The following is a 25,607-nucleotide window of genomic DNA, read 5'->3' as shown; positions in this document are numbered from 1 at the left end:
GGAAGTTAGCGCTGACAGCGCGGACAGTAATACGTCGAACGCTGTCCCTGAACGATATGTTTGATGGCCGTGCCGCAGACATGACACGGCAGGCCGGCGCGATCATAGACGAAATAGTCGAGCTGGAAATATCCCGACTCGCCATTGCTGCCGACGAAATCGCGCAGCGTGCTTCCGCCCTTCTCGATGGCCGCAGCCAGCGTCACGCGCACGGCATCGGCCAGCAGATCGTAACGCACGAGCGAGATGCGCCCCGCTGCCGTCGTCGGACGGATGCCCGCGCGAAACAGGCTCTCCGACGCATAGATATTGCCCACGCCCACCACGATCCCGCCCGCCAGCAACGCCTGCTTGACCGAAACCTTGCGGCCGCGCGTCGCACGAAACAATGTCGCGCCCGAAAACTCCGGCGAGAACGGCTCGACGCCCAAGCCTGCAAGAAGCGGATGATCGAGCACGTCGCCGTCCGCGCGCGGATGCCAGAGAATCGCGCCGAAGCGACGCGGATCGCGGAAGCGCAGGATGAATTCATCGAAGACGATATCGACGTGATCGTGCTTCGCGGCTTCCGGCGGGCGCGGCACATGTCTGAGCACGCGCAGCGTTCCGGTCATGCCGAGATGAACGATCAGCCACCCTGCCTCAGTTTCGAACAGCAGATACTTGCCGCGCCGCTCGACCTTTTCGATTTTGAGCGTGGCGAGCGTCTTCGCGAGATGCGGCGGAATGGGCCAGCGCAGCGCGGGCGTGCGCACATCGACGCGCTCGACACGCCGCCCGGCCACGAACGGCTCGATTCCTCGGCGCGTAACTTCGACTTCCGGAAGTTCTGGCATTTTTCCTGGAGAGAGACTTGCTGGTGCGAACGTGCCGGTATTTTAGCGACCGCGTTACAATCGATCGAAACATCGTCTGGAATTCCATGAATCCGTTCGTCAAGAAGCTGTTTACGAAGCGTCAGGCCGGCTCGACTCATTCGTTCGCCATCCCGCTCTCGCGTATCGCGGGTGCGGTGGCATTCGCGCTCGCGGCACTCGCATTTGCGCCTGCTTATGCGCAAGATCCCGATTCCTCACCCGTTCCGACTCCTGACGATCAGGCTGCCGCGCAAAACGCCGCGGACATTCTGACGGCGCCCGTGAACGGCGACGAGAAACAAGACTTGCCGGCGGTCGCGATGTCCAGCCAGATCGTGTTTCAGGTCTTGGCCGCCGAAGTCGCGTTGCAGCGCGGACAACCCGCGCCTGCGTTCCAGACGTATCTCGCACTGGCGCGCGACACGAAAGATCCGCGATTCGCGCAGCGTGCAACCGAGATCGCCATCGCGGCGCAAAGTCCTAACGATGCGTTGACCTCCGCGCAGCTTTGGGCGCAGTTCGCGCCGCATTCCGAGCGCGCGGCGCAGTTGAGCGCGTCGTTGCTGATCGTCTCGGGCAAGCCGGATGACGCCAAGCCCACGCTCGCACGCGAACTCGCGAAGGTGACCGGCGATCAACGTGGCGATGCCATTCTCTCGTTGCAGGCGCTGCTCGCGCGCGGACCGAATCGCGTGGGCGGTCTCAACGTGCTCAAGGACCTGACGGCGAACGATCAGAACCTGCCGGAGACGCAGCTTGCGCTCGCCCGTCAGCAATTGCTCGCGGACGATCAGCCGGGCGCGAAGGCATCACTCGAAAAGGCGCTTCAGTTGAAGCCGGACTTCTTGCCGGCAGCGCTGACGCTCGCGCGCATGGGTCCGCAGGAACGGAACGAAGGCATCGCGTCGTTCGAAAAGTATCTGGAAAAGAATCCGAAGTCGCACGATGCACGGCTCGCGCTGGCGCAACTGTATCTGTCCGCCGACCGGCTCGACGATGCGCAGAAGCAGTTCGAAATCATGCGCAAGAACGACCCGAAGGATTTGACGCCGGTGATGGCGCTCGCGCTCATCAACATCCAGAAGAAGCAGTATGACAAGGCGCAGGACTATCTGAACCAGTACGCGAAGCAGGCGGAAAGCACGCCCGGCGCGGACCCCGGACAGGCGTATATCTACCTCGCGCAACTCGCGCTGGAACAGAAGCAGGATGATATTGCGAGCCAATGGCTCGATCGCATTCCGCGCACGAGCCAGCAGTATTTGCCCGCGCAGATCACGCGCGCGCAGATCATGGCGCGGCAGGGCAAGGTCGATCAGGCGCGCGCGCTCATCAACAGTCTGCAAAGCTCCGATCCGCGCGATCTCGCGCTGCTTGCGCGCACCGATTCCGCCATTCTGTTCGAGGCGCATCGCTATCAGGAAGCGGAAGACAATCTCGCGAAGGCCGTCAACGCTTTCCCCGACGATCCCGACCTGACCTACGACTACGCGATGGCCGCCGAGAAGAACGGTCACTTCGAAGTCATGGAAACGCAGTTGCGTTCGCTCATGCGCCTTCAGCCGAACAATCCGCAGGCGTACAACGCGCTAGGGTATTCGCTCGTCGATCGCAATCAGCGGCTCGATGAAGCGGTGAAGCTGATTGAAAAAGCCGTGTCGCTCGCCCCGAACGATGCGTTCATCATGGACAGTCTCGGTTGGGCGCGCTATCGGCAAGGCAACGCGGCGGAAGCGGAGAAGATCCTGCAGAGCGCCTATAACCTTCAGCCGAATGCCGAAATCGGCGCGCATCTGGGCGAAGTGCAATGGAAGTCGGGCCAGCAGGCCGAAGCGCGCAACACATGGCGTCAGGCGCAAAAGCTCGAACCCGACAACGACACGCTCGTCAAAACGCTCAAACGATTCCAGGTGAACGATCTCTGATGGCTTTTGATTTTCTTGCGAGCGCATCGCTTCGTCGCGGTGCGCTCGGTTGGCTTGCTGTCGCCGCGCTCGTGTTGTCGGGTTGCGCGGTCCAACGCCCGCCCACGCCGACGACGACCGATCAGTCCAATTCGCTCGCCACGCAAACGAGCCGCGCGTACCACGGCCGTTTCGCCGTGACGTACAACGATCAGAACGGCACGCAGCGCAACGCGTACGGCAACTTCGACTGGCAGGAAACGGGCGATACCGTGACGCTGCAATTGCGCAATCCGCTCGGCTCGACCATGGCGATCGTCACGTCATCGCCTTCGTTGGCCACGCTCGAACTGCCGAACCGGCAACCGATCAACGCCGATACCGTCTCCGAACTGATGCAGAACGCGCTCGGCTTCCCGTTGCCGGTAGAAGGCTTGCGGTACTGGCTGCAGCCATCGGCGGCGCCGGGTTCGCGCGCGCAGACCGAACTCGATCCGGGCGCGAACAACGGGCGTCCGAAGCAAATCCGGCAGGATGGCTGGACGATCGATTACGTGGCCTATGCCGATGCACCCGCGTCCGGCGTCAAGCGCGTGAATCTGTCGCGCGATAACCCGCCGCTCGCCATCAAGCTCGTGCTCGATCAATAACGTCTCGGCTTCACGCATGTCTTCATCGAACGATTCGAACGGTTCGTTTCGCAACTGCCTCGCGCCCGCGAAGCTGAACCTTTTTCTGCACATCACCGGACGCAGGCCGGACGGCTATCACTCGCTGCAATCGGTCTTTCAATTGCTCGACTGGGGCGATCTGCTCCACTTCACGCGCCGCGACGATGGCGTCATCACGCGCAAAACCGATGTCCCCGGCGTGCCCGAAGCCGACGATCTCGTGGTGCGCGCGGCGCGCGCGCTTCAGCAGCACACGGGTTCGCGTTTCGGCGTGGAGATCGAAATCGACAAGCGTTTGCCCATGGGCGCGGGCCTTGGCGGAGGAAGTTCTGACGCGGCAACGACGCTTTTGGTGTTAAATCGTCTCTGGGGTGTTGATCTTTCGCGTGAGATTCTGCAGAATCTCGCCCTGCAACTCGGTGCTGACGTGCCGTTTTTTGTCTTCGGGCAAAATGCTTTCGCGGAAGGCGTGGGTGAATCGCTTGAGGCAGTGAATCTGCCGAAACGTTTCTTCCTGGTGGTGAGTCCTGCGGCACATGTTCCAACCGCCGCGATTTTCTCCGAAAAAAGCTTGACGCGGAATACGAAAGCCGTCACAATTACGGACTTTCTTGCAGAAGAAAGGTCAGACACAAACTGGCCAGACAGCTTCGGTCGAAACGACATGCAAGCTGTAGTTGCAGGAAAGTACGCGGAAGTTGCACAGGTGCTCGAGTGGTTTTCCAATCTCGCACCGGCGCGAATGACTGGGTCTGGAGCAAGCGTGTTCGCTGCTTTTTCTAGCCGGGCCGAAGCGGAGATGGCGCAAGCCAAACTCCCGGCAAGCTGGAAGAGCGTGGTGACAGGCAGTCTGGATTCACATCCTCTCTTCGGTTTCGCGTCTTAAAAGTTTTGTTTTGCCGGATGTCCTACACTTCCGGCAAGACTCAGAGTTAGTGTAGGGGAGTCGCCAAGTTGGTCAAGGCACCGGATTTTGATTCCGGCATGCGAGGGTTCGAGTCCTTCCTCCCCTGCCATTCTTTCTCGTTATATTCCTCTCGCCTCCAGCCGCAGACAGGTGCACGATGAGCAGTGACGGCCTGATGGTTTTTACTGGCAACGCCAATCCCGCGCTTGCACAGGAAGTCGTCAAGATCCTTGGTATCCCTCTCGGTAAGGCAATGGTCAGCCGCTTCTCCGACGGCGAAATCATGGTCGAGATTCAGGAAAACGTCCGTGGCAAGGACGTGTTCGTTCTGCAGTCCACCTGCGCACCGACGAACGACAACCTGATGGAATTGATGATCATGGTCGATGCGCTCAAGCGCGCATCCGCTGGCCGGATCACCGCAGCGATTCCCTACTTCGGTTATGCGCGTCAGGACCGCCGTCCGCGTTCCGCGCGTGTCGCAATCTCGGCGAAGGTCGTCGCGAACATGCTGGAAATTGCCGGCGTCGATCGCGTGATCACCATGGACCTTCACGCCGACCAGATCCAAGGCTTTTTCGACATCCCCGTCGATAACATCTATGCCACGCCGGTTTTGCTCGGCGATCTGCGCAAGCAAAATTACGATCATCTGCTCGTGGTGTCGCCGGACGTCGGCGGCGTGGTGCGCGCGCGTGCGCTTGCCAAGCAGTTGAACACGGATCTGGCGATCATCGACAAGCGTCGTCCGAAGGCGAATGTCGCCGAGGTGATGAACATCATCGGGGAAGTGGAAGGCCGGACCTGCGTCATCATGGATGACATGGTCGATACCGCCGGCACGCTGTGCAAGGCCGCGCAAGTGTTGAAGGATCGTGGTGCGAAGCAAGTATTTGCTTACGCGACGCATCCGGTGCTGTCGGGCGGCGCGGGCGAGCGCATTTCGGCATCGCAATTGGATGAATTGGTCGTGACGGACACCATTCCGTTGTCGGCTGAATCGCTGGCGTGCCCGAAGATTCGCCTGCTGTCATGCGCCGGTCTGCTCGCGGAGACGTTCTCGCGTATCCGTCGCGGCGATTCGGTCATGTCGCTGTTCGCCGAAAGTTAAGAAGTCTCAGCATTGAGCAAGGAACGCGAAGCTCGTGCTTCGCGTTTTTGCATAATCGATGTGAACGAACGAAGGTTCACATCGCTCGTTGTGGGATCACACTTTTTCCGATGATCCCGGTTTCCCTGCCTGGTCGCGGGCAGATAGAGGAGTCAACATGAAAGTCGTCGCTTTCGAGCGTAGCAAGCAAGGTACGGGTGCGAGCCGCCGCCTGCGCAATTCGGGCAAGACCCCGGGTATTGTGTACGGTGGTGAATCGGACGTTGCATTGGTCGAACTGGACCACAACGCCCTGTGGCACGCCCTGAAGAAAGAAGTTTTCCATTCGTCCATCCTGGAACTGGAACTGGCTGGCAAGTCGCAACAGGTTCTGCTGCGCGACGTGCAATACCACCCGTTCAAGCAAATGGTCCTGCACGTGGACTTCCAGCGCGTGGACGCGAAGAAGAAGCTGCACACCAAGGTGCCGCTGCACTTCATGAACCAGGAAACCAACCCGGCCGTGAAGCTGGCGGGCGCGGTGATCTCGCACGTCGTGACGGAACTGGAAGTGGAATGCTTGCCGGCAGACCTGCCTGAGTTCCTGGAAATCGATCTGGCGAAGATCGAAGCCGGCCAGACGATGCACGCGAAGGACATCCCGCTGCCGAAGGGCGTGAGCCTCACGAACGCGGTGGAAGCCGAAAACCCGGTGGTGGCTTCGGCGACCATTCCGGCTGCTGTCGTCTCGGAAGAATCGGGCGAAGGCACGGAAGGCCAGGCGCCGGCTGCCGAGTAAAGGTAAAGCGACTCAAACGCTATCCTCTCGATCCGTTCTCACGAACGGTCGACGTACCCGCCGGAGCGCAAGCCCGGCGGGTTTTTTTTCGCACACTCCCATTCCCAAGCGAGTTCCCGCTCGCACCATTCGACATGATCAAGCTGATCGTAGGTCTGGGCAATCCAGGCGCCGAATACACCGCGACGCGGCACAACGCGGGCTTCTGGTTCGTCGACCAGTTCGCACGCGACGCCGGCGCGATGTTGCGCGAAGAGCGCCGCTTCCACGGCTTCTATGGCAAAGGGCGTCTGAACGGCCACGAAGTGCATCTGCTCGAACCGTTGACGTTCATGAACCGCTCGGGGCAATCCGTGGTGGCCGTCGCGCAGTTCTTCAAGATTCTCCCCGATGAAATCCTCGTCGCGCACGACGAACTCGATCTGCCGCCCGGCACCGTCAAGATGAAGCTCGGCGGCGGAAGCGGCGGCCACAATGGTTTGAAGGACATTTCCGCGCATCTGTCGTCGCAGCAGTATTGGCGGTTGCGGATTGGCATCGGGCATCCGCGGGATTTGATTCCGGAAGGCGCGCGCGCCGGTGCGAAGCCCGATGTCGCGAACTTCGTGCTGAAGCCGCCGCGCCGCGAGGAACAGGACGTGGTCGACCAGTCGATCGAACGCGCGCTCGCCGTGATGCCGCACGTTATCGCTGGCGAAACCGAGCGTGCGATGATGAACCTGCACCGCAATCCCTGAATCCATAAAGAAAGGAGCCGACTCGTGAGCCGTTTCTGGAGCGATATCGTCCATCGACTGACGCCTTATGTGCCGGGCGAACAACCCGCGTTGAGCGCGCCGATCAAGCTGAACACGAACGAAAACCCGTATCCGCCGTCGCCGCGCGTGGTGGAAGCGATTGCTCGTGAAGTGGGCGAAGACGGGGCATCGTTGCGCAAGTATCCTGATCCGACCGCGCGTGCGTTGCGCGAGGCGGTGGCGAAGCATCACGGGCTGCGCGTAGAGCAAGTGTTCGCAGGCAATGGTTCCGATGAAGTGCTTGCCCACGCGTTCCAGGCGCTGCTCAAGCGCGACAAGCCGTTGCGCTTCCCGGACATTACCTACAGCTTTTATCCGGTCTATGCGCAGTTGTACGGCATCGACTACGAAACGACGCCGTTGAACACCGATTTCGCCATCGATGTCGATGACTATCGCGGCCCAAGCGGCGGCGTGCTGCTGCCCAACCCGAACGCACCGACCGGCCGTGCGTTGCCGCTGTCCGAGATCGAAGTGCTGCTGAAGGCGAATCCCGATGTGCCCGTCATCATCGATGAAGCGTATGTGGATTTCGGCGCGGAATCGGCGGTGAATCTGATCGATGCGTATCCGAATCTGCTCGTCGTGCAAACGACCTCGAAGGCGCGCTCGCTCGCGGGCATGCGCGTGGGCTTCGCATTCGGCGACGAAGCGTTGATCGAAGGCCTCACGCGCGTGAAGGACAGCTTCAATTCGTATCCGCTCGACCGGCTGGCGCAAGTGGCCGCGTGCGCGTCATACGAGGATCAGGCGTGGTTCGAGGAAAGTTGCGCGAAGGTCGTCGCCACGCGCGAGACGCTCACGGCGGAACTGACTGCGCTCGGCTTCGAAGTGGTGCCGTCGGCGGCGAATTTCGTGTTCGCGAAACATCCCGCGCACGATGCCGCCACGCTTGCCGCCGCGCTCCGGTCGAAGGAAATTTTCGTGCGCCACTTCAAGTTGCCGCGCATTGACCAGCATTTGCGGATCTCGGTCGGCACGCCGGATGAATGCAACGCGCTGGTTGCCGCGCTCAAGGAACTGATCGAAGGCTGAAGCGCACGAAGGGCGTTATTCGCCCTTCGCGGCCATTAACTTGTGATACTTCACCATCAACTGTTCGGCCGATTCGACGTGCGCCGGATCGCGCGGAATGCACTCTACCGGACACACTTGCTGACACTGCGGCTCATCGAAGTGGCCGACGCATTCCGTGCATTTGTTCGGATCGATGACGTAGATGTCCGTGCCCATGGAAATGGCGTCGTTCGGGCACTCGGGCTCGCAGACATCGCAGTTGATGCATTCGTCGGTAATGATCAGGGACATGCTTTACTCTCTCGCCGGATTCCTCCGGCCTGGCTTACGGCGCGCGGGTATCCGTCGGGGCCAGGACCGCGACCTTGTCGATCAGCCGCTTTTCCACGGACGGGAACACGAACTTGCTGACATCCCCGCCGAGCAGCGCAATCTCGCGCACGATGGAACCGGAAATAAACTGATATTGGTCTGACGGCGTCATGAACATGGTTTCGACGTCCGGCAGCAGATAGCGGTTCATCCCTGCCATCTGAAATTCGTATTCGAAATCCGACACGGCGCGCAGGCCGCGCACGATCACGCGCGCGTTGTTCTTGCGCACGAAATCCTTCAGCAGTCCGGTGAAACTGCTCACCTGAACATTCGGATAGTGTCCGAGCACTTCATGCGCGATATCCAGCCGCTCCTGCAGCGAGAAAAACGGCTTCTTCGCTCGACTGTCGGCGACGCCCACCACGAGCGTATCGAAAATGCTCGATGCGCGCCGCACGATGTCTTCATGACCCCGGGTGAGCGGGTCGAAAGTTCCCGGATACACGGCGACAACCATGAGCTTCTCCTCTTTTATTGACCTCGGCCCGCGTGGCCGCGTGTGCATTGCACGAATGGCCTTTGCGGTGCATTCCCTTGCGCGCGTTTAAGCAGCCGAACGGGCCGAAACAGGGAACGCGCATTATTCATCATTTCGACGGCGCAGCAAATGATAGCGGACCGCGCCCGCCTTCCCTTCACGCACGACCGACCAGCCGGACAAGGCTTCGATCTGCGAAACGTCCAGCGCTTCGCCGCATTCGACGTAGATCGCGCCATCGGCTGACGCGAGCGGCGCGGCGAGTTCGAGCGCGCGCATGAGCAAGGCTTCGTCGCCGAACGGCGGGTCGAGAAAGATCACATCGAACGATGCGCGCGGGAGATTCGCCGCGAGCCTGAGCGCATCCGCCTCGGCGATTTCGATGTTGCGCGCGCCGAGCTTCGTCTGATTCGCGCGAATCTGGGCGGCGGCTTTTCCGCTGCGCTCCACCATCAGCACACGCGCCGCGCCGCGCGATGCCGCCTCGAAGCCGAGCGCGCCGCTGCCCGCGAACATATCGAAGCAGCGTTGTCCGCTCAAATCCTGACCGAGCCAGTTGAACAACGTCTCGCGCACGCGATCCGGCGTGGGCCGCAGCCCGTCGAGATCGAGCACGGGAAGCGGCGTGCGCTTCCATTCCCCGCCGATGATGCGGATGGTGTGCGGCTTCCCGCCACGCGACGGCGTATGGCGGGGCAAAACGGAGGTGACAGGACGAGTGGCAGGAGGACGCGGCATGAGAGCGATATTCGAATGCGCCCGCGAATGGACTGTGGTTATTCAACCGGTTTCGCGGGCAATGTGCGGCCACGTTACCACAGCGGCGCGTTATGACGGGAACCGCACTCAAGCGGCGCGGAAGCATTGCGCGCTGGCTGATAAAATACGCGGCTATACCCTTCACGCGCGGGCTTTGCCGGGGTTCGCCTCATCCGCGCATGCGCATGTCTTCGGACAACCGCGCGCATCCTCTCCACAGACCCATGTTCAGCTTCTTCAAGAAATTCAAAAAGCCGGCTGACGCGCCGCCCGATTCGTCCACGGACCATCCGGAGCAGGACGAAGACGAAGCCGCTTTCCGCGCGGCGGAAGCGCTCGAAGAACAGGCTTCGCACGATGTCGTGCCTGACGAAGAACCGGCTGCGGCAATTGCGCCGCCCGCGCCTGTCCAACCCGAGAATCCCGCCGAGCCTCAACCTCACTGGCAAGGCCGCACGCAATCGCAATGGATGCGCGCGCCGGAAACGGACGAAGCCGCCGAGGAAATCGTGCCGCCGCCCGAGCCGGACCCGACCGCGCGCAAGACCTGGCTGTCACGCCTGAAGCACGGGCTCTCGAAGACGAGCAACAACCTGACGAGCATCTTCGTCAGCGCGAAAATCGACGAGGATCTGTACGAAGAACTCGAAACCGCGCTCTTGATGTCCGATGCCGGTATCGACGCGACCGAGTATCTGCTCGAATCGCTGCGGGAAAAGGTGCGCGCGGAGCGTCTGACCGAGGCGTCGCAGGTGAAGGCGGCGTTGCGTGAGTTGCTCGTCGATCTGCTGCGTCCGCTCGAAAAATCGCTCATGCTCGGGCGCGCGCAACCGCTGGTGATGATGATCGCGGGCGTCAACGGCGTCGGCAAGACGACGAGCATCGGCAAGCTGGCGAAGCATCTGCAGCGCTTCAATCAGTCGGTCATGCTCGCAGCGGGCGACACCTTCCGCGCCGCCGCGCGCGAACAGTTGACCGTCTGGGGCGAGCGCAACAACGTGACAGTCATCGCGCAGGAAAGCGGCGACGCCGCCGCCGTGATTTTCGACGCAGTAGGCGCAGCGCGCGCGCGCAAAATCGACGTGATGATGGCCGATACCGCCGGCCGTTTGCCCACGCAGCTTCATCTGATGGAAGAGCTTCGCAAGGTGCGCCGCGTGATCGCGAAGGCCATGCCGGATGCGCCGCACGAAGTCCTGCTCGTGATCGATGGCAACACCGGCCAGAACGCGCTCGCGCAAGTGAAAGCGTTCGACGATGCGCTTGGGCTCACCGGACTCATCATCACGAAGCTGGATGGCACGGCGAAGGGCGGCATCATCGCGGCGATTGCGCGGCAGCGTCCGATTCCGGTGTACTTCATCGGCGTGGGCGAGAAGGTCGAGGACTTGCAGCCGTTCAGCGCGGAGGAATTCGCGGACGCGTTGCTGGGTTGAGCGTCACAAAGAAAGGGCGTCCACTTCGACGGGGCGCCCTTTTCAGTGCGAAAGCACCAACGCAAGCGCGATCCAAAACATCACGCAGCCGACGATCACATCCAGCACGCGCCACGACACATCTCGCTGGAACCATGGTTCGAGCAGCCGCGCGCCGTAACCCAACGCGGTGAACCACACGACCGATGAACACATCGCGCCGGCCGCGAACCACGCGTTGTCCGGCCACGCCCGACGCGCGCCGATGCCGCCGAGCAGCACTACAGTATCGAGATAAACGTGCGGATTGAGCAGCGAGAGCGCGAGCACGGTGGAGGCCGCGCCGAGCGCCGTCTGCGAATCCCTTTCCGATGCGTTCAGATGGCCCGGCCCGCGCCACGCCGCGAGAAACGCCCGCACGCCGTACAGAAAGACGAACGCCGCGCCCGCCCAGCGAATCACATCGAGCAGAACGGGCGCTTGCCGGATGAGCGCGCCCATGCCGCCCACGCCGAACGCGATCAACAGCACATCGATCAGCGCGCAGATCGACACGACGATGCCCACATGCCGCCGCTTCAACCCCTGCCGCAACACGAACGCATTCTGCGCGCCAATCGCGACGATCAGACTCGCGCCCAGCCCCGCGCCCGACAGCGCCGACGAAACCGCTGCCGTCATTCCGCGTCCGGTTGTTCGCCGGGTGCGGCGCGTTTGAACGCATCGAGTTCGCTGGCGTGATCGGCGATGCGCGCGACGGTCGGAAACGCGCTCAGATCGATGCCGAAGCGCCGCGCATTGAACACCTGCGGCACGATGCACAGATCCGCGATGCTCGGCGTATCGCCGAACGTGAGCGCGCCGACGCGCTTGTCGGAAGCCAGCCGCTTTTCGAGCGCAGTGAAGCCCGTTTCGATCCAATGCCTGTACCACGCGTCCTTCGCCTCGTCGGGCACTTTGACATCGTGCTTGAGGTACTTGAGCACGCGCAGGTTATCGACCGGATGAATCTCGCACGCGACCAGGAGCGCGACCGAGCGCACAAACGCGCGGTCGAGCGGATTGCGCGGCAGCAACGGCGGCTCGGGATGCGTCTCCTCCAGATACTCGATGATCGCGAGCGATTGCGTGAGCACGTCGTCGCCATCGATGAGCGTCGGCACGATGCCGTCCGGATTGAGCGCGCGATATTCGGGCTTCAGTTGCTCGCCGCCATCGCGCAGTAAATGCACCGGCGCGTACTCATAATCGAGCCCCTTCAGATTCAGCGCGATGCGCACGCGATACGACGCCGAGCTGCGGAAATAGCTGTAGAGCTTCATGATTTTTGCTCAGACCACGCGCACCGAAAATTCGCCGATACCGTCCACGCCGCCCTTCAGCAGATCGCCCTTCACGACCGCGCCGACGCCTTCCGGCGTGCCGGTGAAGATGAGATCGCCGGGGAAAAGCTCGAACAGCGTCGAGAGATACGCCACCGTCTCGCCGACCGACCAGATCAACTGGGAGATGTCGGAGCGTTGCTTCTGCTCGCCGTTGACGGTCAGCCAAATCGCGCTCTTTTCCAGATGCCCGACCTTCGACACCGGATGAATCGGCCCGATCGGCGCGGAGTGGTCGAAGCCTTTCGCCGTGTCCCACGGACGCCCGAGCTTCTTCGCTTCGGCTTGCAGATCGCGGCGCGTCATGTCGAGACCGAGCGCGTAGCCGTACACATACTCCAGACCCTTTTCGGCGGGAATGTCCTTGCCCTGCTTGCCGATGGCCGCAACCAGTTCCATCTCGAAGTGCAGGTTCTTCGTCTGCGAGGGATACGGAAACTCGCCCGTTGCGCCCGGCGCGACATACAGCACGGCATCCGCGGGCTTGCTGAAGAAGAACGGCGGCTCGCGGTCGGGATCGTGGCCCATCTCACGCGCGTGCGCTTCGTAGTTTCGTCCGACGCAATAGATGCGGCGCACCGGAAACTGCTCGTTCGAACCATCGACGGGCACCGCTGCTGCCGGTGCCGGAGAAAACACGTAAGCCATTCCGCTCTCCTGATTGCTATTCGCTGATGTCTGGAAACCGCTCAAGACAGCGAGTGTAGCGCGCAAGCGCAAGTCATGCGGCACACGCCCGGCGCACATTCCGCGTGGCTTTCGCGAACTTTCGGCCCGCCTTCTGCTCGTTCACGAGAATGCCGCGCATCCGGTGTAAGCATGCGAAACTGCAAGGATCGCTGCGCTGCCGCACCTTGTCAGCGGCGCGCAAATGCGGTACTGAATGTTCTATCCGCACTTCAACGTTGCCACCGTGCCGATCGATGAAACGTCGAACGCCACGGTCCACGCAAGCTCCAGATGACCGACACTCCAGCCAATCATTTTCCGTGCGCACGCTACATCAAGGAAATCGGCCGTGGGCCGAACGGCGCCCGCGCGCTGTCGCGTGACGACACCTACGCCCTCTACGAAGCCATGCTCGATGGCCGCGTCTCCGAACTGGAACTCGGCGCGGTGCTGCTCGCCTATCGCGTGAAGGGCGAGACCTCCGCCGAACTCGCCGCCATGCTCGATGCCGCGCATCGCTCGTTCGAGCCGCTGCATGTTCAGCAGGGCCGCGAACATGCGCGTCCGGTTTCGGTGCCGAGTTATAACGGCGCGCGCAAGCAGGCGAATCTCACGCCGCTGCTCGCCATGCTGCTCGCGCGCGAAGGCGTGCCGGCGCTGGTGCATGGCGTCGTCGAGGATCCGGGCCGCGTGACGAGCGCGGAAATCTTCGCGGAACTGGGCATTCCACTGGCGACTTCGCATGATGAAATCGAGGACAGTCTCGCGTCGCGGCGGCTGGCGTTCGCGCCGGTCAGCGTGCTCGCGCCGAAGCTGGCGCGGCTGCTTTCCATCCGGCGAATCATGGGCGTGCGCAATTCCACGCACACGCTGGTCAAGATTCTTCAGCCGTTCGCGGAGCCGGGATTGCGGCTGGTCAACTACACGCATCCCGAGTACCGGGACAGTCTGACGGGCTTGTTCACCGAGCATCCCGATGCAGCGCGTGGCGGTGCATTGCTTGCGCGCGGCACGGAAGGCGAAGCGGTGGCGGATACGCGTCGCACCGTTCAGGTCGACTGGTTCCACGACGGCCACGCGGAAACGCTCGTTTCTCCTGAGCATTCGCAGCCGCACGCGCCGCATATCGACTTGCCCGAAGCACTCGATGCCGCGACCACCGCGCGCTGGATAGAAGACGTATTGCGCGGCGACGTGCCCGTGCCGCATGCAGTCGCGCGTCAGGTGGAAGTCATCGCGGATGTCGTGCGTCGTCCGGTTGTCGATCAGACGAACCCGAATTGACAGATTTGTCAACGCTCGCTACAGTGGACGACATCATGCGTTCCACCCAGCTTTCCTCCCTCCGAATTATTTCGGGCCGCCTAGCGCGGCCTCTATCGCTACGTCTAGCGTAAGTCGCCAGATGTAGCGCCGTGCGTCGCAAGGCGCCCGGTCCTCCAGCAGTCTCCCGCAGTTCCTTCTTACCACTTGTAGTCGTCAGCTTTTTGCGTCGCTCATCCCGCGATGCGAAAACGCGAGGGTCACATGCACGCTGCTCCGCGCACGTTCACGTTGGTCGCAGGCGTCACCATCGCCGGTGATTCGTGTGATCGCGCGCGCGGCATGGCCGGATGTGCATCCCGCCGACGCCGGCCAGCCGCCGGATTCGGGCTCTCTCGCAGACGCTACGCACACTGTCCCAAGAGAGATCGACGATCATGATGCCGAACCCCGCCGAGAAATACCGCCCGTTTCCGCAAGTCCGTCTGAACGGCCGACGCTGGCCGAATCGCACGATCGAGCGCGCGCCCATCTGGATGAGCACCGATCTGCGCGACGGCAACCAGTCGCTGATCGAGCCGATGAGCATCGCGGCCAAGCTCGAATTCTTCGAGATGCTGGTGAAGGTGGGTTTCAAGGAGATCGAGGTGGGGTTTCCGTCGGCGTCGCAGACGGATTTCGATTTCGTGCGCAAGCTGATCGTCGAGAAGCGCATTCCGGATGACGTGACCATCGAAGTGCTCGTGCAGTCGCGCCGCGAACTGATCGAGCGCACGTTCGAGGCGGTCGAAGGCGCGAGCAAGGTGATCGTGCATTTGTATAACGCGATTGCGCCGTCGTTTCGGCGCATCGTGTTCAATCAGTCGAAGGACGAGGTGAAGGCGCTCGCGGTGGAAGGCACGCGCATCATCAAGGAATGCGCGGCGGCGCGGCCGGAGACGCACTGGACGTATCAGTATTCGCCGGAAACCTTCAGCATGACGGAGCTTTCCTTCGCGCGCGAAGTCTGCGATGCCGTCGCGCAAATGTGGCGTCCGACGCGCGATCACAAGATGATCGTCAACTTGCCCGCAACGGTCGAAGCCGCCATGCCCAACGTGTTCGCGGACCAGATCGAGTGGATGGACCGCAACATGGGGTATCGCGACAGCATCGTGTTGTCGGTGCATCCGCATAACGATCGCGGGACGGCGGTGGCGGCGGCCGAAATGGCGTTGCTGGCGGGTGCGGATCGTATCGAAGGATGCTTGTTCGGCAATGGCGAGCGCACCGGGAATGTCGATCTCGTCACGCTCGCGATGAATCTCTATACGCAAGGCATCGATCCGGGGCTCGATTTCTCGGATATCGACGGCGTGGGGCGCGTGGTCGAGCGCTGCAATCAGATTCCGGTGCATCCGCGTCATCCGTATGCGGGCGATCTCGTGTTCACCGCGTTTTCCGGCTCACATCAGGACGCGATCCGCAAGGGTTTCGCGCAGCGCGTGCCGGGCACGGTGTGGGACGTGCCGTATCTTCCGATCGATCCCGCCGATCTCGGCCGCAGCTACGACGCCGTGATTCGCGTGAACAGTCAGTCCGGCAAAGGCGGCGCGACGTTTCTGCTCGAACGCGGTCTGGGCTTCACGCCGCCGCGCCGCGTGCAGATCGAGTTCAGCCATGCCGTGCAGAAACTCGCGGATGCGTCCGGTGAGGAAATCAACGGCGAGGCCATTTGCGCGCTGTTCCGGCGTGAATATTTCGATGCGGGCGGCGCGGTTGCGCGCGTTGATGCGAACACGTTGAGCGTGGCGGGAACGCGTGTGAGCATCGGCTCGGCGGCGTCGGGCGAGGATTACGCGCGCGATGTCGCGAACGCAATCGGCGCGGCGTTTAGCGTGGTGTCGTTCGAGACAGTACGGACCACGAACGGCGAGACGGCGGCCTTCGTCGGATGCCGCGTCGGCGATGAACCCGCGCGCTTCGGCGTCGCGGTACACGCGAATCCGGCGCTCGCGGTCGCCGATGCGGTCGTGAGCGCGGTGAACCGGTCGAAGGGCATCGTCGAAAACATTGCCGACGAAGAAGCGGTCGAAGCCTGAGTTATTCGAGCGCCACGCGCGTCGCCTGGAGGGCCAGCAATTGCCACTGGCCCGCCGCCTGAACATGCACAGCCGTGTACGCAATGGGAAACAGCAGCGCGCCGTTCTTCGATTCCATCTCGATGAGCGCGCGCCCCGACACCAGACACGTATCCGCGCCGGCATCGATCACATCCTGCGACTCGATCTCGATCTGCCGGTAACGCCTTCGCCCGGCGATGATCGCATCGATGAACTGGCGCTTGGTTTCGCGCTTGCCGTTAGTGTGGACGTAGCTCACGTTCTCGGCCAGCAGCGAGTCGAGCGCTTCGCCGTCGCCCTCCACCATCGCCCGGAAACGGTCGCGTTCGAGGCCGCGGATGGCCTCAGCGTTTTTTGCCGGCATCGGTCGGCTCCCTTGTGTCGGGAACCGCTGCGCCGGCATCCCGTCAAAAGTTGTACTGCAAATAAACCTGCTCGAAATTTATACCAGGATTCGGCTCTTTGATACTGGCGTTCGAAAGATGCTGGAACCGGAAGCCCATCTGATAGTTCTGCTTCTGGCCGAAGATTGCGCCCACGCCGACCATATCCGCGAACTGGAACGCGGTGGACATCGTGTAATCCTCCGTGATGCGCGGGTGAGTAATCAGCCGCACGCCCACGCCCGCCTCGACGAACGGCCGGAACCAGCCGGCGCTTTTCACGAAGCGCAGGACCGGCGTCACGCCGAATTCGAATATGTTGGGATGCACCGCGTTGCTTTCGGTCGTGTGCCAGTAACTCACATGACCTTCGCCGACCAGCGTGAAGTGGAAGCCGCCAATCTCCCACCAGGTGAGGTTCGGGTCCCACACGACGCCGATATCCGCTTTCTTGAAATCGTGATTCGCGACGCCACCCGCGATCTGCAAGCCCCAGCGGTCGTCTGCCTGTGCCGCTGCCGTCGCCAGACCCAACACGACGGCGATTGCTGCATGGGGAAATGAATGACGCCAGAGACCTTTATTTTTCTGCATGAGCACCCCATGTACGGGTTTGACGGGTTTTTTCTGCCGAGCAATTCCGGCGATTCTAGTGCCGCCGGCACATATTTGCACAATTGGCCCCAGTCGATTCATTTATTTGAATAATCCACCCGTGGATCGAATTCTTACGGTAACTCGTTCATCCTTACGCGCCTTACGGTAACTACGACACGACGCGCAAACCTGCCCTATCGTTCTCACAAAGCTGATAGTTTTGTGGGAACTCACACGTTCGTTTCCCCTCTAACACTTAGCACTCGGAGAACTGGAGTGCTAATATCGTATCTACCTTCGCGTCGCTATTAAGCGGCGTGCGAATTGTTTTCAAGGAGCTTATGAGCGTGACCAATGCGATGACCCTTCCGAATGGACTGAGCTCGGCACCTGCCAAGGCATCTTCGGCAGGCGCGCTGACGTACGCACAGTCGAAGATGCTGACCGGCCAGATCGGCAACATCGACTCATACATCTCGGCAGTGAACCGTATCCCCATGCTGACGCCGGCCGAGGAACGTCAGTACGCCACCGATTTCCGCGAAAGCGGCGATCTGAACGCAGCACGTCAGCTCGTGCTGTCCCATCTGCGGCTGGTCGTGTCGATCGCCCGCAACTATCTGGGTTACGGCCTGCCGCATGCCGACTTGATCCAGGAAGGCAACATCGGTCTGATGAAGGCCGTGAAGCGCTTCGACCCGGAGCAGAACGTGCGCCTCGTGTCGTACGCCATGCACTGGATCAAGGCCGAGATCCACGAGTACATCCTGCGCAACTGGCGCATGGTGAAGGTCGCCACGACCAAGGCGCAGCGCAAGCTGTTCTTCAACCTGCGCAGCCACAAGACCGGCACGCAGGCGTTCACGCCGGACGAAATCGAAGGTCTGGCGAACGAACTGAACGTGAAGCGCGAAGAAGTCGTGGAGATGGAAACGCGTCTGTCGGGCGGCGATATCGCGCTCGAAGGTCAGGTCGAGGACGGCGAAGAAGCGTTCGCGCCCATCGCCTATCTGGCGGATTCGCACAGCGAGCCGACCAACGTCATCGCGTCGCGGCAGTTCGACAAGCTGCAAAGCGACGGCCTGGCCGATGCCTTGGAATCGCTCGATGAACGCAGCCGCCGCATCATCAAGGCGCGCTGGCTCGACGTGCAGGACGATGGATCGGGCGGCAAGACGCTGCACGAACTGGCGGACGAGTTCGGCGTGTCGGCCGAGCGTATTCGTCAGATCGAGGCGAGCGCCATGAAGAAGATGCGCAGCGCGCTGCACGAGTATCAATAAGCGCGTTTAGCTGGCGCCTGAAGTAACAAAAGCCCGCTGCCTTCACAGGCAGCGGGCTTTTTCTTTACCACTACAGCAACCGAATCAAGCAGGCATCGGGGAAGCGCCGCCGCCGTTGCCCGTCAGACGCGTCGCCATTTGCGCGGCATAACGCTGCGCCGCCGCGCCCACGACGATGTGGAACGTGTCCGCCGACACCCACGCCACGTCCAGCGACGACAAACGCTGACGATCCACCGCCGACGGGTTCTTCACCACCACGCGCAGACGCGTCGCGGCGACGGCATCGAGCGAGACGACGTTGGTCGCGCCGCCGAACACCGCGAACCAGCGCATCGGATCGGGATCGAGCGGACCGGCTTCGGTGGTGGCCGTGACCGGTGCGACCGTCGGGCGGGCCGGAGCCGACGAAGCCGGCGTCGCGCCGCGCACCGACGAATGCTCCAGTTCGCCGCGAATTTCATCGGCGATCAAATCCGCTTCCGGTCCGATGATGACCTGCACCGTCGTCGCGCCACGCTTCAACACGCCACGCGCACCAATGCTTTTCAACTGCGCTTCCGACACCTTCTCCGTGTCCGCGACCGACAGACGCAGACGCGTCGTGCAGGCATCGACGAGCGTCAGGTTCGACGCACCGCCCAACGCCGCGATGTACCGCGATGCACGCGAGCTTGCCGCGCCCGGCAGCGGCGGAATCAGGCCGCCATCGACGGTTGCGGTTGCATCGGTTTCAGCATCGGTCGTCGCGGGTTCGCGGCCCGGCGTCGCCATGTTGAACTTGCGGATGAAGTAGCGGAACAGGCCGTAATACACCAGGCCATACATGATGCCGATGGGAATCGCCATCCAGCCGCGATGCGACAGGCCGTAGTTCAGCACGTAGTCGATTGCGCCCGCCGAGAACGTGAAGCCGAGGTGAATATCGAGCGCCGAACAAATGGCAAGCGACAGACCCGTCAGCACCGCGTGAATACCGTACAGCACCGGCGCGAGGAACATGAACGAGTATTCGATCGGCTCGGTCACGCCCGTCAGGAACGCGGTGAGCGCCATCGAGAACAGCAGGCCGCCGACGACCGCGCGGCGCTCCTTCGGCGCTTCGTGGAACATGGCGAGACACGCGGCGGGAAGGCCGAACATCATGATCGGGAAGAAGCCGGTCATGAAGCCGCCCGCGGTGGGATCGCCCGCGAAGAAGCGGTGCAGATCGCCGTGAACCACGGCACCCCCGCCCGGCGGCGTGAACGAACCGAACACGAACCACGCCAGCGAATTGATGATGTGATGCAGACCCGTGACCAGCAGAATCCGGTTCAGCACGCCGAACACGAAAGTGCCGAGCGCGCCCGCGGTCGTCAGCCAGTTGCCCGCGCTGTCGATTGCGCCCTGCACCGGCTGCCACACGTACCCGAACACGATGCCGAGCACCAGACACGCCACGCCGGTGACAATCGGCACGAAGCGTTTCCCTCCGAAGAAGGCGAGGTACTCGGGCAGCTTGATGTCCTTGTAGCGGTTATACAGATACCCCGCCACCATGCCGGCGACGATCCCCGACAGCACGCCCATGTTGAGCTTGTCGTTGATGTCCTTCATCACGGCTATTTCGATGAGATAGCCGATGGCGCCGGCCAGACCCGCCGTGCCGTTGTTGTCCTTCGCGAAGCCCACCGCCACGCCGATGGCGAACAGCAGCGGAAGATTCGTGAAGATGGCGTCGCCTGCATCGGCGATCATCTTGATGTTGAAGACATCGGGCTGGCCGAGACGCAAGAGCAGGCCGGCCACCGGTAACACGGCGATCGGCAGCATCAGCGCGCGGCCTAGTCGCTGCATCTTTGCAAACGGGTTGGCGTCCATCGGGTTCTCCAAAAATATAAGTCTTGTCGGTGCTGCTTCGGGGACAACGAGGTTTCGTTTAAAAGGACCGCGAATCGTGGCCGAAGAAAGGACGTCAGTCCTGCGGCCAGATTTCGCGGCTTGCCGCTCTTACTGCCTGCGCCGATTCGAGCGCGAGGCAATCCTCGGCGCGCTGACGGCACAGTGGGTAATCGAGATTGCGCACACGCGCCTTGATACCGGGCACCGAACCCGGATCGACGGACAGTTCGGTCACGCCGAGGCCCACGAGCAAGGGCACCGCGAGCGGATCGCCACCGAGCGCGCCGCACACGCCGACCCATTTGCCGTGCTTCTCCGCGCCCTGCACCGCCGTCTTGATGAGCCGCAGCACCGCCGGATGCAAACCATCCGACTGCGCGGCGAGATCGGGCTGGCAACGGTCCATGGCGAGCGTGTACTGCGTCAAATCGTTGGTGCCGATGGAAAGAAAGTCCGCATACTTCGCGAGCTGATCGGCCAAGAGCGCCGCCGACGGCACTTCGATCATCACGCCCACTTCCACATGTTCCGTGCGGCCCGCTTCGCGCGCCAGTTCGTCGATGCGCGTGCGCAGGCGTTGCAGTTCGCCGGAATCGGTGACCATCGGCAGGAGAATGCGCACCTTGTCGGCGGGCTTGACCGCGAGCAGACCGCGCAACTGATCGTCGAGCAGATCGGGACGCACTTGCGCCAGACGAATTCCGCGCAGGCCGAGCGCCGGATTTTCCTCGGGCGGCAGCGTCAGATAATCCACTTCCTTGTCCGCGCCGACATCCAGTGTGCGGATGATCGCGGTGCGGCCTTGCAGCGCATCGACAATGCTCTGATAGCTTTCCGCGTGTTCGGTCGCGGTCGGGGCCGACTGACGGTGAATGAACAGCAATTCCGTGCGCAGCAGACCGACTGCATCCGCGCCGTTATCGACGGCGGCTTTGGCATCGTCGAGCGTCGCGATATTCGCGGCGACTTCGATATGCCGGCCATCCTTCGTCGATGCCGCCAGACGCGACATCTTCCGATTCGCCTCGCGCACGCCCGCCAGTCGGTCACGTTCGTTGCGCGCGCGTTCGACATCGAGTTGAGTCGGCGCATGTTCGACGCGTCCCGCCGATGCGTTCACCACGACCTGCGTGCCATCCGGAATCGCGTGCAAGGCATCGCCGATGGCGACGAGCGCCGGAATGCCGATCTGCCGCGCGATGATCGCCGCATGCGACGTGGCCCCGCCGCGCGACATCACGAGCGCCGTCACGCGCGTGCGATCCAGCGATGAAAGATCGGACGGCGTGAACTCCACCGCCGCGAGCACCGCTTCCTGCGGCAACTCGCGCGCCGTCGTATTGGTCAGGCCGAGCGCGCGCAACACGCGCTTTTCGATATCGCGCAAATCCGCCGCGCGTTCCGCGAGCAGTTCATCGTTCACGTTGTTGAGCAGCGCGATCTGCGCGCGGATCGCTTCGCGCCACGCGAAACCCGCGCTCTTGCCCAGGCTGATGAGATCGCGCGCGGCATCGATGAGCGTCGGGTCTTCCAGCAGCACGCGATGCACCGCGAAAATGCCCGCTTCGCCGACTGCGCCGCGTTGCGATGCCGTGCGCACGGTTTCGTCGAGTTCGGCATCGACCTGCGCGATGGCCTTGTCCAACGCACGGCTTTCCGTCGCCGATGAACCGCTCGCCTGTTCCGGCGGCACGATGTCCTGATCGTCCCAGCGCACCAGCGTGCCGACCGCGATGCCGGGTGCGGCGCACACGCCCGCGAGCGTGTTCGGCGGCAACGGTTCGCCCGACGCGCGCGGCGCAGCGACCGGCGCAGGCGACTTGCTGCGCGCGGGGCTTTCTTCCACTTCACCGTGCGCCGCGCGCAGCAGTTCGGCGGCGACAGCTTCCACCGCCTGTTCGGCTTGCGCGCCGATAGCAACCAGTTCGATGGTCGCGCCTTCGCCCGCACCCAATCCGAGCAAACCGACGACGCTTTCCACCGGCGCCTTCTTGCCTTCGTAACGCACTTCGACCTTTGCGTCGAAACCGCGCGCCGCTTCACGCGCTCGCGCAGCCGGCCGCGCATGCAAACCGCCCGCGTGCGCCAATGTCACACGACGCCGCGCTTCTTCCGTCACGTTCGCGCCGGAACGCGCGTTTTCCGCCTTCGCGCCATCTTTCGCGCGCAGCACGAGCAGACGTTCGCCGGTTTTGAGCACGCCACGGCCCGCGCGCTCGATGACATCGAACGCATCGCCGTTGGCGACCGCGATCACCGAAACGAGACTCGGCGCATGCTGCGCGACGAAATCCGCGTTGAACTCGATCAGCGGTTGCCCGGCGCGCACCGTCGCGCCTTGTTCGACCAGCGGCGCAAAACCTTCACCGCCCAACTCCACCGTATCGATGCCGATATGCACCAGCACTTCCGCGCCCTGCGGCGTGCGCAGCGTCACGGCGTGATGCGTGCGCGCCAGGTGCGTGACAACGCCATCGCAGGGCGAGGCCAGCACGTTGTCGAGCGGATCGATGCCGATGCCGTCGCCGAACATGCCCTCCGCGAACACGGGGTCCGGCACGTCCGCGAGCGGCACGACGGGGCCGGTGAAGGGCGCGAGCAGAACGGCATCGTTCGGATTGGCGGTGGAATGATTCAACAGGGACTCCTCGGCACGGCGCATCGGCTATCTCTCAATGGGTTTCGGTGACCTTGTTCAGGTGACGCGGCGCATCGGGATTGCGCCCGCGCGCATCGGCCAGGGCCGCGGCCATCACGTAGAACGAAAGGATCGTGGCGATCGGGTCGAGCGCCGGGTGGTCGGTTGCGACGAGCGGCAGTTCCGCGCCCGGCACGTCGGATGGTGCGGCCAGCAGCACGCGTGCGCCGCGAGCGCGCATGTCGGCGGCGAGTTGGATCAGGCCCGCCTGCTCCGGCCCGCGTGGCGCGAACACGAGCAGCGGATAACCTTGATCGATGATCTCCATCGGGCCATGACGCACTTCCGCGCTCGAAAACGCTTCAGCCTGTATGCCGGACGTTTCCTTCAGTTTCAACGCCGCTTCCTGCGCGATGGCAAGCCCCAGCCCGCGTCCGATCACGATCATGCGATCGACGCCCTTGAGTTCGGCGACGGCACGCGACCAGTCGAGCTTGCCTGCCGCGCGCAGCGAATCCGGCAGCGTCTTGAGCGCGTTGAGCAATTCGGCATCGCGCTGAACATGAGCGATGACGATGGCGGACAGCGAGAGCATCGCGATATAGCTTTTGGTCGCGGCGACCGAAAGTTCGGGACCGGCAAGCAGCGGCAGATAGAACTCGCACGCGGCTTCGAGCGGCGAACCCGCGACATTGACAGCAGCCACGGTAAACGCGCCTGCATCGCGCAAGGCCTGCATGGTGCCGACGAGATCCGGGCTCTTGCCCGATTGCGAGAACGCGACGGCCAGTTGCCCCGACACGCGCAACGGCGCTTGTTGAAGCGTGGCGACGGACATCGGCAGCGAGGCGACCGGCACGCCGATGCGGCTCATCGTGAGCGCTCCGAAATAACTGGCGGCGTGGTCGGACGAACCGCGCGCGACCGTCAGCGCGACGTGACGCGGCTGTTCGCGCAGCTTGACCGCGAGTTCCTCGATACGCGAGGTATCGGCGAGCTGGGCCGCGACGACATTCGCGGACTCCAGCGCCTCATTAAGCATATTCGACAATTGATTCTCCTTCGACATACGTGGCCGTCAGCGCGTGTTCCCGGTCGAGCACGACCATGTCGGCCCACGCGCCGCGCGCGATGCGGCCGCGGTCTTCGAGTCCGAGGTAATCCGCGGGATAGCGCGACAGGCGATTCGATACATCCGCGAGCGGAATGCCCAGCGAGACGAGATTGCGCAGCGCCTGATCCATGGTCAGGGTGCTGCCGGCAAGCGTGCCGTCCGCGAGACGGACGCCGCCCATGCATTTGGTGACGTGCTGGCTGCCGAGACGGTATTCGCCATCGGGCATGCCGGCAGCGGACGTGCTGTCGGTGACGACATATAAACGCGGGATCGCGCGCATGGCGGCGCGAATCGCGCCCGGATGCACATGCAGCAGGTCGGGAATGAGTTCCGCGTATTCGGCATGCGCGAGCGCGGCGCCGACCATCCCCGGATCGCGGTGATGCAGCGGCGACATGGCGTTGAACAGATGCGTGAAGCCGCGCGCGCCGTGTTTGAGCGCGTTGACGGCATCGTCATAGGTGCCGAGCGAATGGCCGAGCTGCACGCGCACGCCGCGCGAAGCCATCTCCGAGATGATGTCCAGATGCCCCGAGATTTCCGGCGCAATAGTGACGACGCGAATGGGCGCGAGTTCGAGGTACTTGAGCACGTCCTCGCGCACGGCGACGGCGGCGGCGTCCGGCTGCGCGCCGAGCTTGCCGGGATTGATATACGGACCTTCCAGATGCACGCCGAGCACGCGCGCGCCGCCGCTCGCGCGATGCCGCGCCTGTTCGCCGAGACCGGCGACCACTTGCATGAGTTCGTCGCGCGGCGCGGTCATGGTGGTGGCGAGCATGCCCGTGGTGCCGTGCCGCGCGTGCTGGCGGGCGACGGTATCCGCTGCATCGCCGCCTTCCATGATGTCGCGCCCGCCGCCGCCATGAACGTGCAGATCGATGAAGCCGGGCAGGATATAGGGATCGTCATTGGCCAGCGGGTCCGCGATATGACCTTCGAGCGCCGTCACGCGGCCGTTCTCGAAACGGACGGAGCCGTTGATCCAGCCATCCGTCGTGAGTATGTTTCCTTTCAGCATGAAGTTCTCTGGAAGTACGCGATGCGTGGATGAGGCCGGACGCCCTTCGCGCCGTGCTGCGAGCAGGCTTGCCGCGTGATTCGCACCTTGAATCGAGGGCGCGCGGCGTGCGAACGGTGTCTTCAGTCCTCCGATTCTTTTTTTGCTTTCGTAATGCTTAATGGTGCCTTGCTCGCCGATGCGCAGATCTACCTTCACT

The 25,607-nt window shown here is 62.8% G+C and carries 24 protein-coding genes and 1 tRNA gene; 12 read left to right on the top strand and 13 right to left on the bottom strand.

Features of this window, described 5'->3' with window-relative positions; all coding sequences use genetic code 11:
• Positions 1–5 precede the first annotated feature (5 nt).
• The gene (mutM, locus tag ACZCWR_RS03950) at positions 6–836 is read right to left on the bottom strand and encodes a bifunctional DNA-formamidopyrimidine glycosylase/DNA-(apurinic or apyrimidinic site) lyase (RefSeq protein WP_487302426.1); all 831 of its coding nucleotides are present in this window, start codon (positions 834–836) and stop codon (positions 6–8) included.
• A gap of 86 nt (positions 837–922) precedes the next feature.
• Here mutM and ACZCWR_RS03945 point away from each other — a divergent pair, with 86 nt between their 5' ends.
• From ACZCWR_RS03945 to hisC, 8 genes are all read left to right on the top strand, one after another.
• Positions 923–2,782, top strand: a complete 1,860-nt coding sequence (locus ACZCWR_RS03945) for a tetratricopeptide repeat protein (RefSeq protein ID WP_487302425.1) — start codon at positions 923–925, stop codon at positions 2,780–2,782.
• A complete protein-coding gene (gene lolB / locus ACZCWR_RS03940; protein WP_487302424.1) occupies positions 2,782–3,411 on the top strand; it encodes a lipoprotein insertase outer membrane protein LolB in 630 nt (209 codons plus the stop codon). The genes ACZCWR_RS03945 and lolB overlap by 1 nt, the downstream gene beginning before the upstream one ends.
• Positions 3,412–3,427: 16 nt before the next feature.
• Positions 3,428–4,318 (top strand): 4-(cytidine 5'-diphospho)-2-C-methyl-D-erythritol kinase, encoded by an 891-nt coding sequence (gene ispE, locus ACZCWR_RS03935; RefSeq protein WP_487302423.1) that lies wholly within the window; start codon positions 3,428–3,430, stop codon positions 4,316–4,318.
• Between the two features lie 53 nt (positions 4,319–4,371).
• Positions 4,372–4,448, top strand: a tRNA-Gln gene (locus ACZCWR_RS03930).
• A 48-nt stretch (positions 4,449–4,496) separates the two neighbouring features.
• On the top strand, positions 4,497–5,450 hold the full coding sequence (locus ACZCWR_RS03925) for a ribose-phosphate pyrophosphokinase (RefSeq protein WP_487302422.1): 954 nt from the start codon (positions 4,497–4,499) through the stop codon (positions 5,448–5,450).
• Positions 5,451–5,607: 157 nt separating this feature from the next.
• Positions 5,608–6,228, top strand: a complete 621-nt coding sequence (locus ACZCWR_RS03920) for a 50S ribosomal protein L25/general stress protein Ctc (RefSeq protein WP_487302421.1) — start codon at positions 5,608–5,610, stop codon at positions 6,226–6,228.
• A gap of 134 nt (positions 6,229–6,362) precedes the next feature.
• Positions 6,363–6,965 (top strand): aminoacyl-tRNA hydrolase, encoded by a 603-nt coding sequence (gene pth / locus ACZCWR_RS03915; RefSeq protein WP_487302420.1) that lies wholly within the window; start codon positions 6,363–6,365, stop codon positions 6,963–6,965.
• A gap of 24 nt (positions 6,966–6,989) precedes the next feature.
• Positions 6,990–8,060 (top strand): histidinol-phosphate transaminase, encoded by a 1,071-nt coding sequence (hisC, locus tag ACZCWR_RS03910; RefSeq protein WP_487302419.1) that lies wholly within the window; start codon positions 6,990–6,992, stop codon positions 8,058–8,060.
• A gap of 15 nt (positions 8,061–8,075) precedes the next feature.
• Here hisC and ACZCWR_RS03905 read toward each other — a convergent pair whose 3' ends face one another.
• The 3 genes from ACZCWR_RS03905 to rsmD all read right to left on the bottom strand — a co-directional run bounded on the left by ACZCWR_RS03905 (position 8,076) and on the right by rsmD (position 9,594).
• Positions 8,076–8,333, bottom strand: a complete 258-nt coding sequence (locus tag ACZCWR_RS03905; RefSeq protein ID WP_487302418.1) for a YfhL family 4Fe-4S dicluster ferredoxin — start codon at positions 8,331–8,333, stop codon at positions 8,076–8,078.
• Between the two features lie 34 nt (positions 8,334–8,367).
• The gene (gene coaD, locus ACZCWR_RS03900) at positions 8,368–8,874 is read right to left on the bottom strand and encodes a pantetheine-phosphate adenylyltransferase (RefSeq protein ID WP_487302417.1); all 507 of its coding nucleotides are present in this window, start codon (positions 8,872–8,874) and stop codon (positions 8,368–8,370) included.
• A gap of 123 nt (positions 8,875–8,997) precedes the next feature.
• Positions 8,998–9,594, bottom strand: a complete 597-nt coding sequence (gene rsmD / locus ACZCWR_RS03895; protein WP_487303234.1) for a 16S rRNA (guanine(966)-N(2))-methyltransferase RsmD — start codon at positions 9,592–9,594, stop codon at positions 8,998–9,000.
• A 284-nt stretch (positions 9,595–9,878) separates the two neighbouring features.
• Here rsmD and ftsY point away from each other — a divergent pair, with 284 nt between their 5' ends.
• A complete protein-coding gene (gene ftsY / locus ACZCWR_RS03890) occupies positions 9,879–11,090 on the top strand; it encodes a signal recognition particle-docking protein FtsY (RefSeq protein WP_487303233.1) in 1,212 nt (403 codons plus the stop codon).
• Between the two features lie 42 nt (positions 11,091–11,132).
• Here ftsY and ACZCWR_RS03885 read toward each other — a convergent pair whose 3' ends face one another.
• Genes ACZCWR_RS03885 through ACZCWR_RS03875 form a run of 3 tightly spaced genes read right to left on the bottom strand, consistent with a single transcriptional unit; the run spans position 11,133 to position 13,099 of the window.
• Positions 11,133–11,750 (bottom strand): LysE/ArgO family amino acid transporter, encoded by a 618-nt coding sequence (locus ACZCWR_RS03885; RefSeq protein WP_487302416.1) that lies wholly within the window; start codon positions 11,748–11,750, stop codon positions 11,133–11,135.
• Positions 11,747–12,391 carry a maleylacetoacetate isomerase gene (maiA, locus tag ACZCWR_RS03880; RefSeq protein ID WP_487302415.1) on the bottom strand — a complete coding sequence of 215 codons (645 nt, stop codon included), beginning with the start codon at positions 12,389–12,391 and terminating at the stop codon, positions 11,747–11,749. Before maiA ends, ACZCWR_RS03885 begins: the two co-directional genes overlap by 4 nt.
• A 9-nt stretch (positions 12,392–12,400) precedes the next feature.
• The gene (locus ACZCWR_RS03875; RefSeq protein ID WP_487302414.1) at positions 12,401–13,099 is read right to left on the bottom strand and encodes a fumarylacetoacetate hydrolase family protein; all 699 of its coding nucleotides are present in this window, start codon (positions 13,097–13,099) and stop codon (positions 12,401–12,403) included.
• A gap of 312 nt (positions 13,100–13,411) precedes the next feature.
• On the opposite strand from ACZCWR_RS03875, the gene ybiB reads away from it, so the two are divergent.
• Both ybiB and leuA read left to right on the top strand, forming a co-directional pair.
• Positions 13,412–14,404, top strand: a complete 993-nt coding sequence (gene ybiB, locus ACZCWR_RS03870; protein WP_487302413.1) for a DNA-binding protein YbiB — start codon at positions 13,412–13,414, stop codon at positions 14,402–14,404.
• A gap of 416 nt (positions 14,405–14,820) precedes the next feature.
• Complete coding sequence (gene leuA, locus ACZCWR_RS03865) at positions 14,821–16,464, top strand: 2-isopropylmalate synthase (RefSeq protein WP_487302412.1); 1,644 nt, start codon at positions 14,821–14,823, stop codon at positions 16,462–16,464.
• Position 16,465: 1 nt separating this feature from the next.
• Here the strand turns inward: leuA and ACZCWR_RS03860 are convergent, their stop codons facing one another.
• Together ACZCWR_RS03860 and ACZCWR_RS03855 are read right to left on the bottom strand one after the other, a co-directional pair.
• Positions 16,466–16,849, bottom strand: coding sequence for a nuclear transport factor 2 family protein (locus ACZCWR_RS03860; RefSeq protein ID WP_487302411.1), 384 nt, complete (start codon positions 16,847–16,849; stop codon positions 16,466–16,468).
• Positions 16,850–16,892: 43 nt separating this feature from the next.
• On the bottom strand, positions 16,893–17,462 hold the full coding sequence (locus tag ACZCWR_RS03855; RefSeq protein ID WP_487302410.1) for an acyloxyacyl hydrolase: 570 nt from the start codon (positions 17,460–17,462) through the stop codon (positions 16,893–16,895).
• 350 nt (positions 17,463–17,812) lie between these two features.
• Here ACZCWR_RS03855 and rpoH point away from each other — a divergent pair, with 350 nt between their 5' ends.
• Complete coding sequence (gene rpoH / locus ACZCWR_RS03850) at positions 17,813–18,748, top strand: RNA polymerase sigma factor RpoH (protein WP_487303232.1); 936 nt, start codon at positions 17,813–17,815, stop codon at positions 18,746–18,748.
• Positions 18,749–18,832: 84 nt separating this feature from the next.
• Here rpoH and nagE read toward each other — a convergent pair whose 3' ends face one another.
• The 4 genes from nagE to nagA form a co-directional block, all read right to left on the bottom strand.
• Positions 18,833–20,611, bottom strand: coding sequence for an N-acetylglucosamine-specific PTS transporter subunit IIBC (gene nagE, locus ACZCWR_RS03845; protein ID WP_487302409.1), 1,779 nt, complete (start codon positions 20,609–20,611; stop codon positions 18,833–18,835).
• Between the two features lie 94 nt (positions 20,612–20,705).
• Complete coding sequence (gene ptsP / locus ACZCWR_RS03840) at positions 20,706–23,294, bottom strand: phosphoenolpyruvate--protein phosphotransferase (RefSeq protein WP_487302408.1); 2,589 nt, start codon at positions 23,292–23,294, stop codon at positions 20,706–20,708.
• 10 nt (positions 23,295–23,304) lie between these two features.
• Positions 23,305–24,312, bottom strand: coding sequence for an SIS domain-containing protein (locus tag ACZCWR_RS03835; protein ID WP_487303231.1), 1,008 nt, complete (start codon positions 24,310–24,312; stop codon positions 23,305–23,307).
• Positions 24,305–25,408: an N-acetylglucosamine-6-phosphate deacetylase gene (nagA, locus tag ACZCWR_RS03830; protein ID WP_487302407.1), complete on the bottom strand. Its 1,104-nt coding sequence runs from the start codon at positions 25,406–25,408 to the stop codon at positions 24,305–24,307. The genes ACZCWR_RS03835 and nagA overlap by 8 nt, the downstream gene beginning before the upstream one ends.
• Positions 25,409–25,607 lie beyond the last annotated feature (199 nt).

The organism is Caballeronia sp. A2-2 (assembly GCF_057612605.2).
The sequence above is the reverse complement of the archived record's forward strand: the minus strand, read 5'-3'. Positions and strand labels throughout refer to the sequence as shown.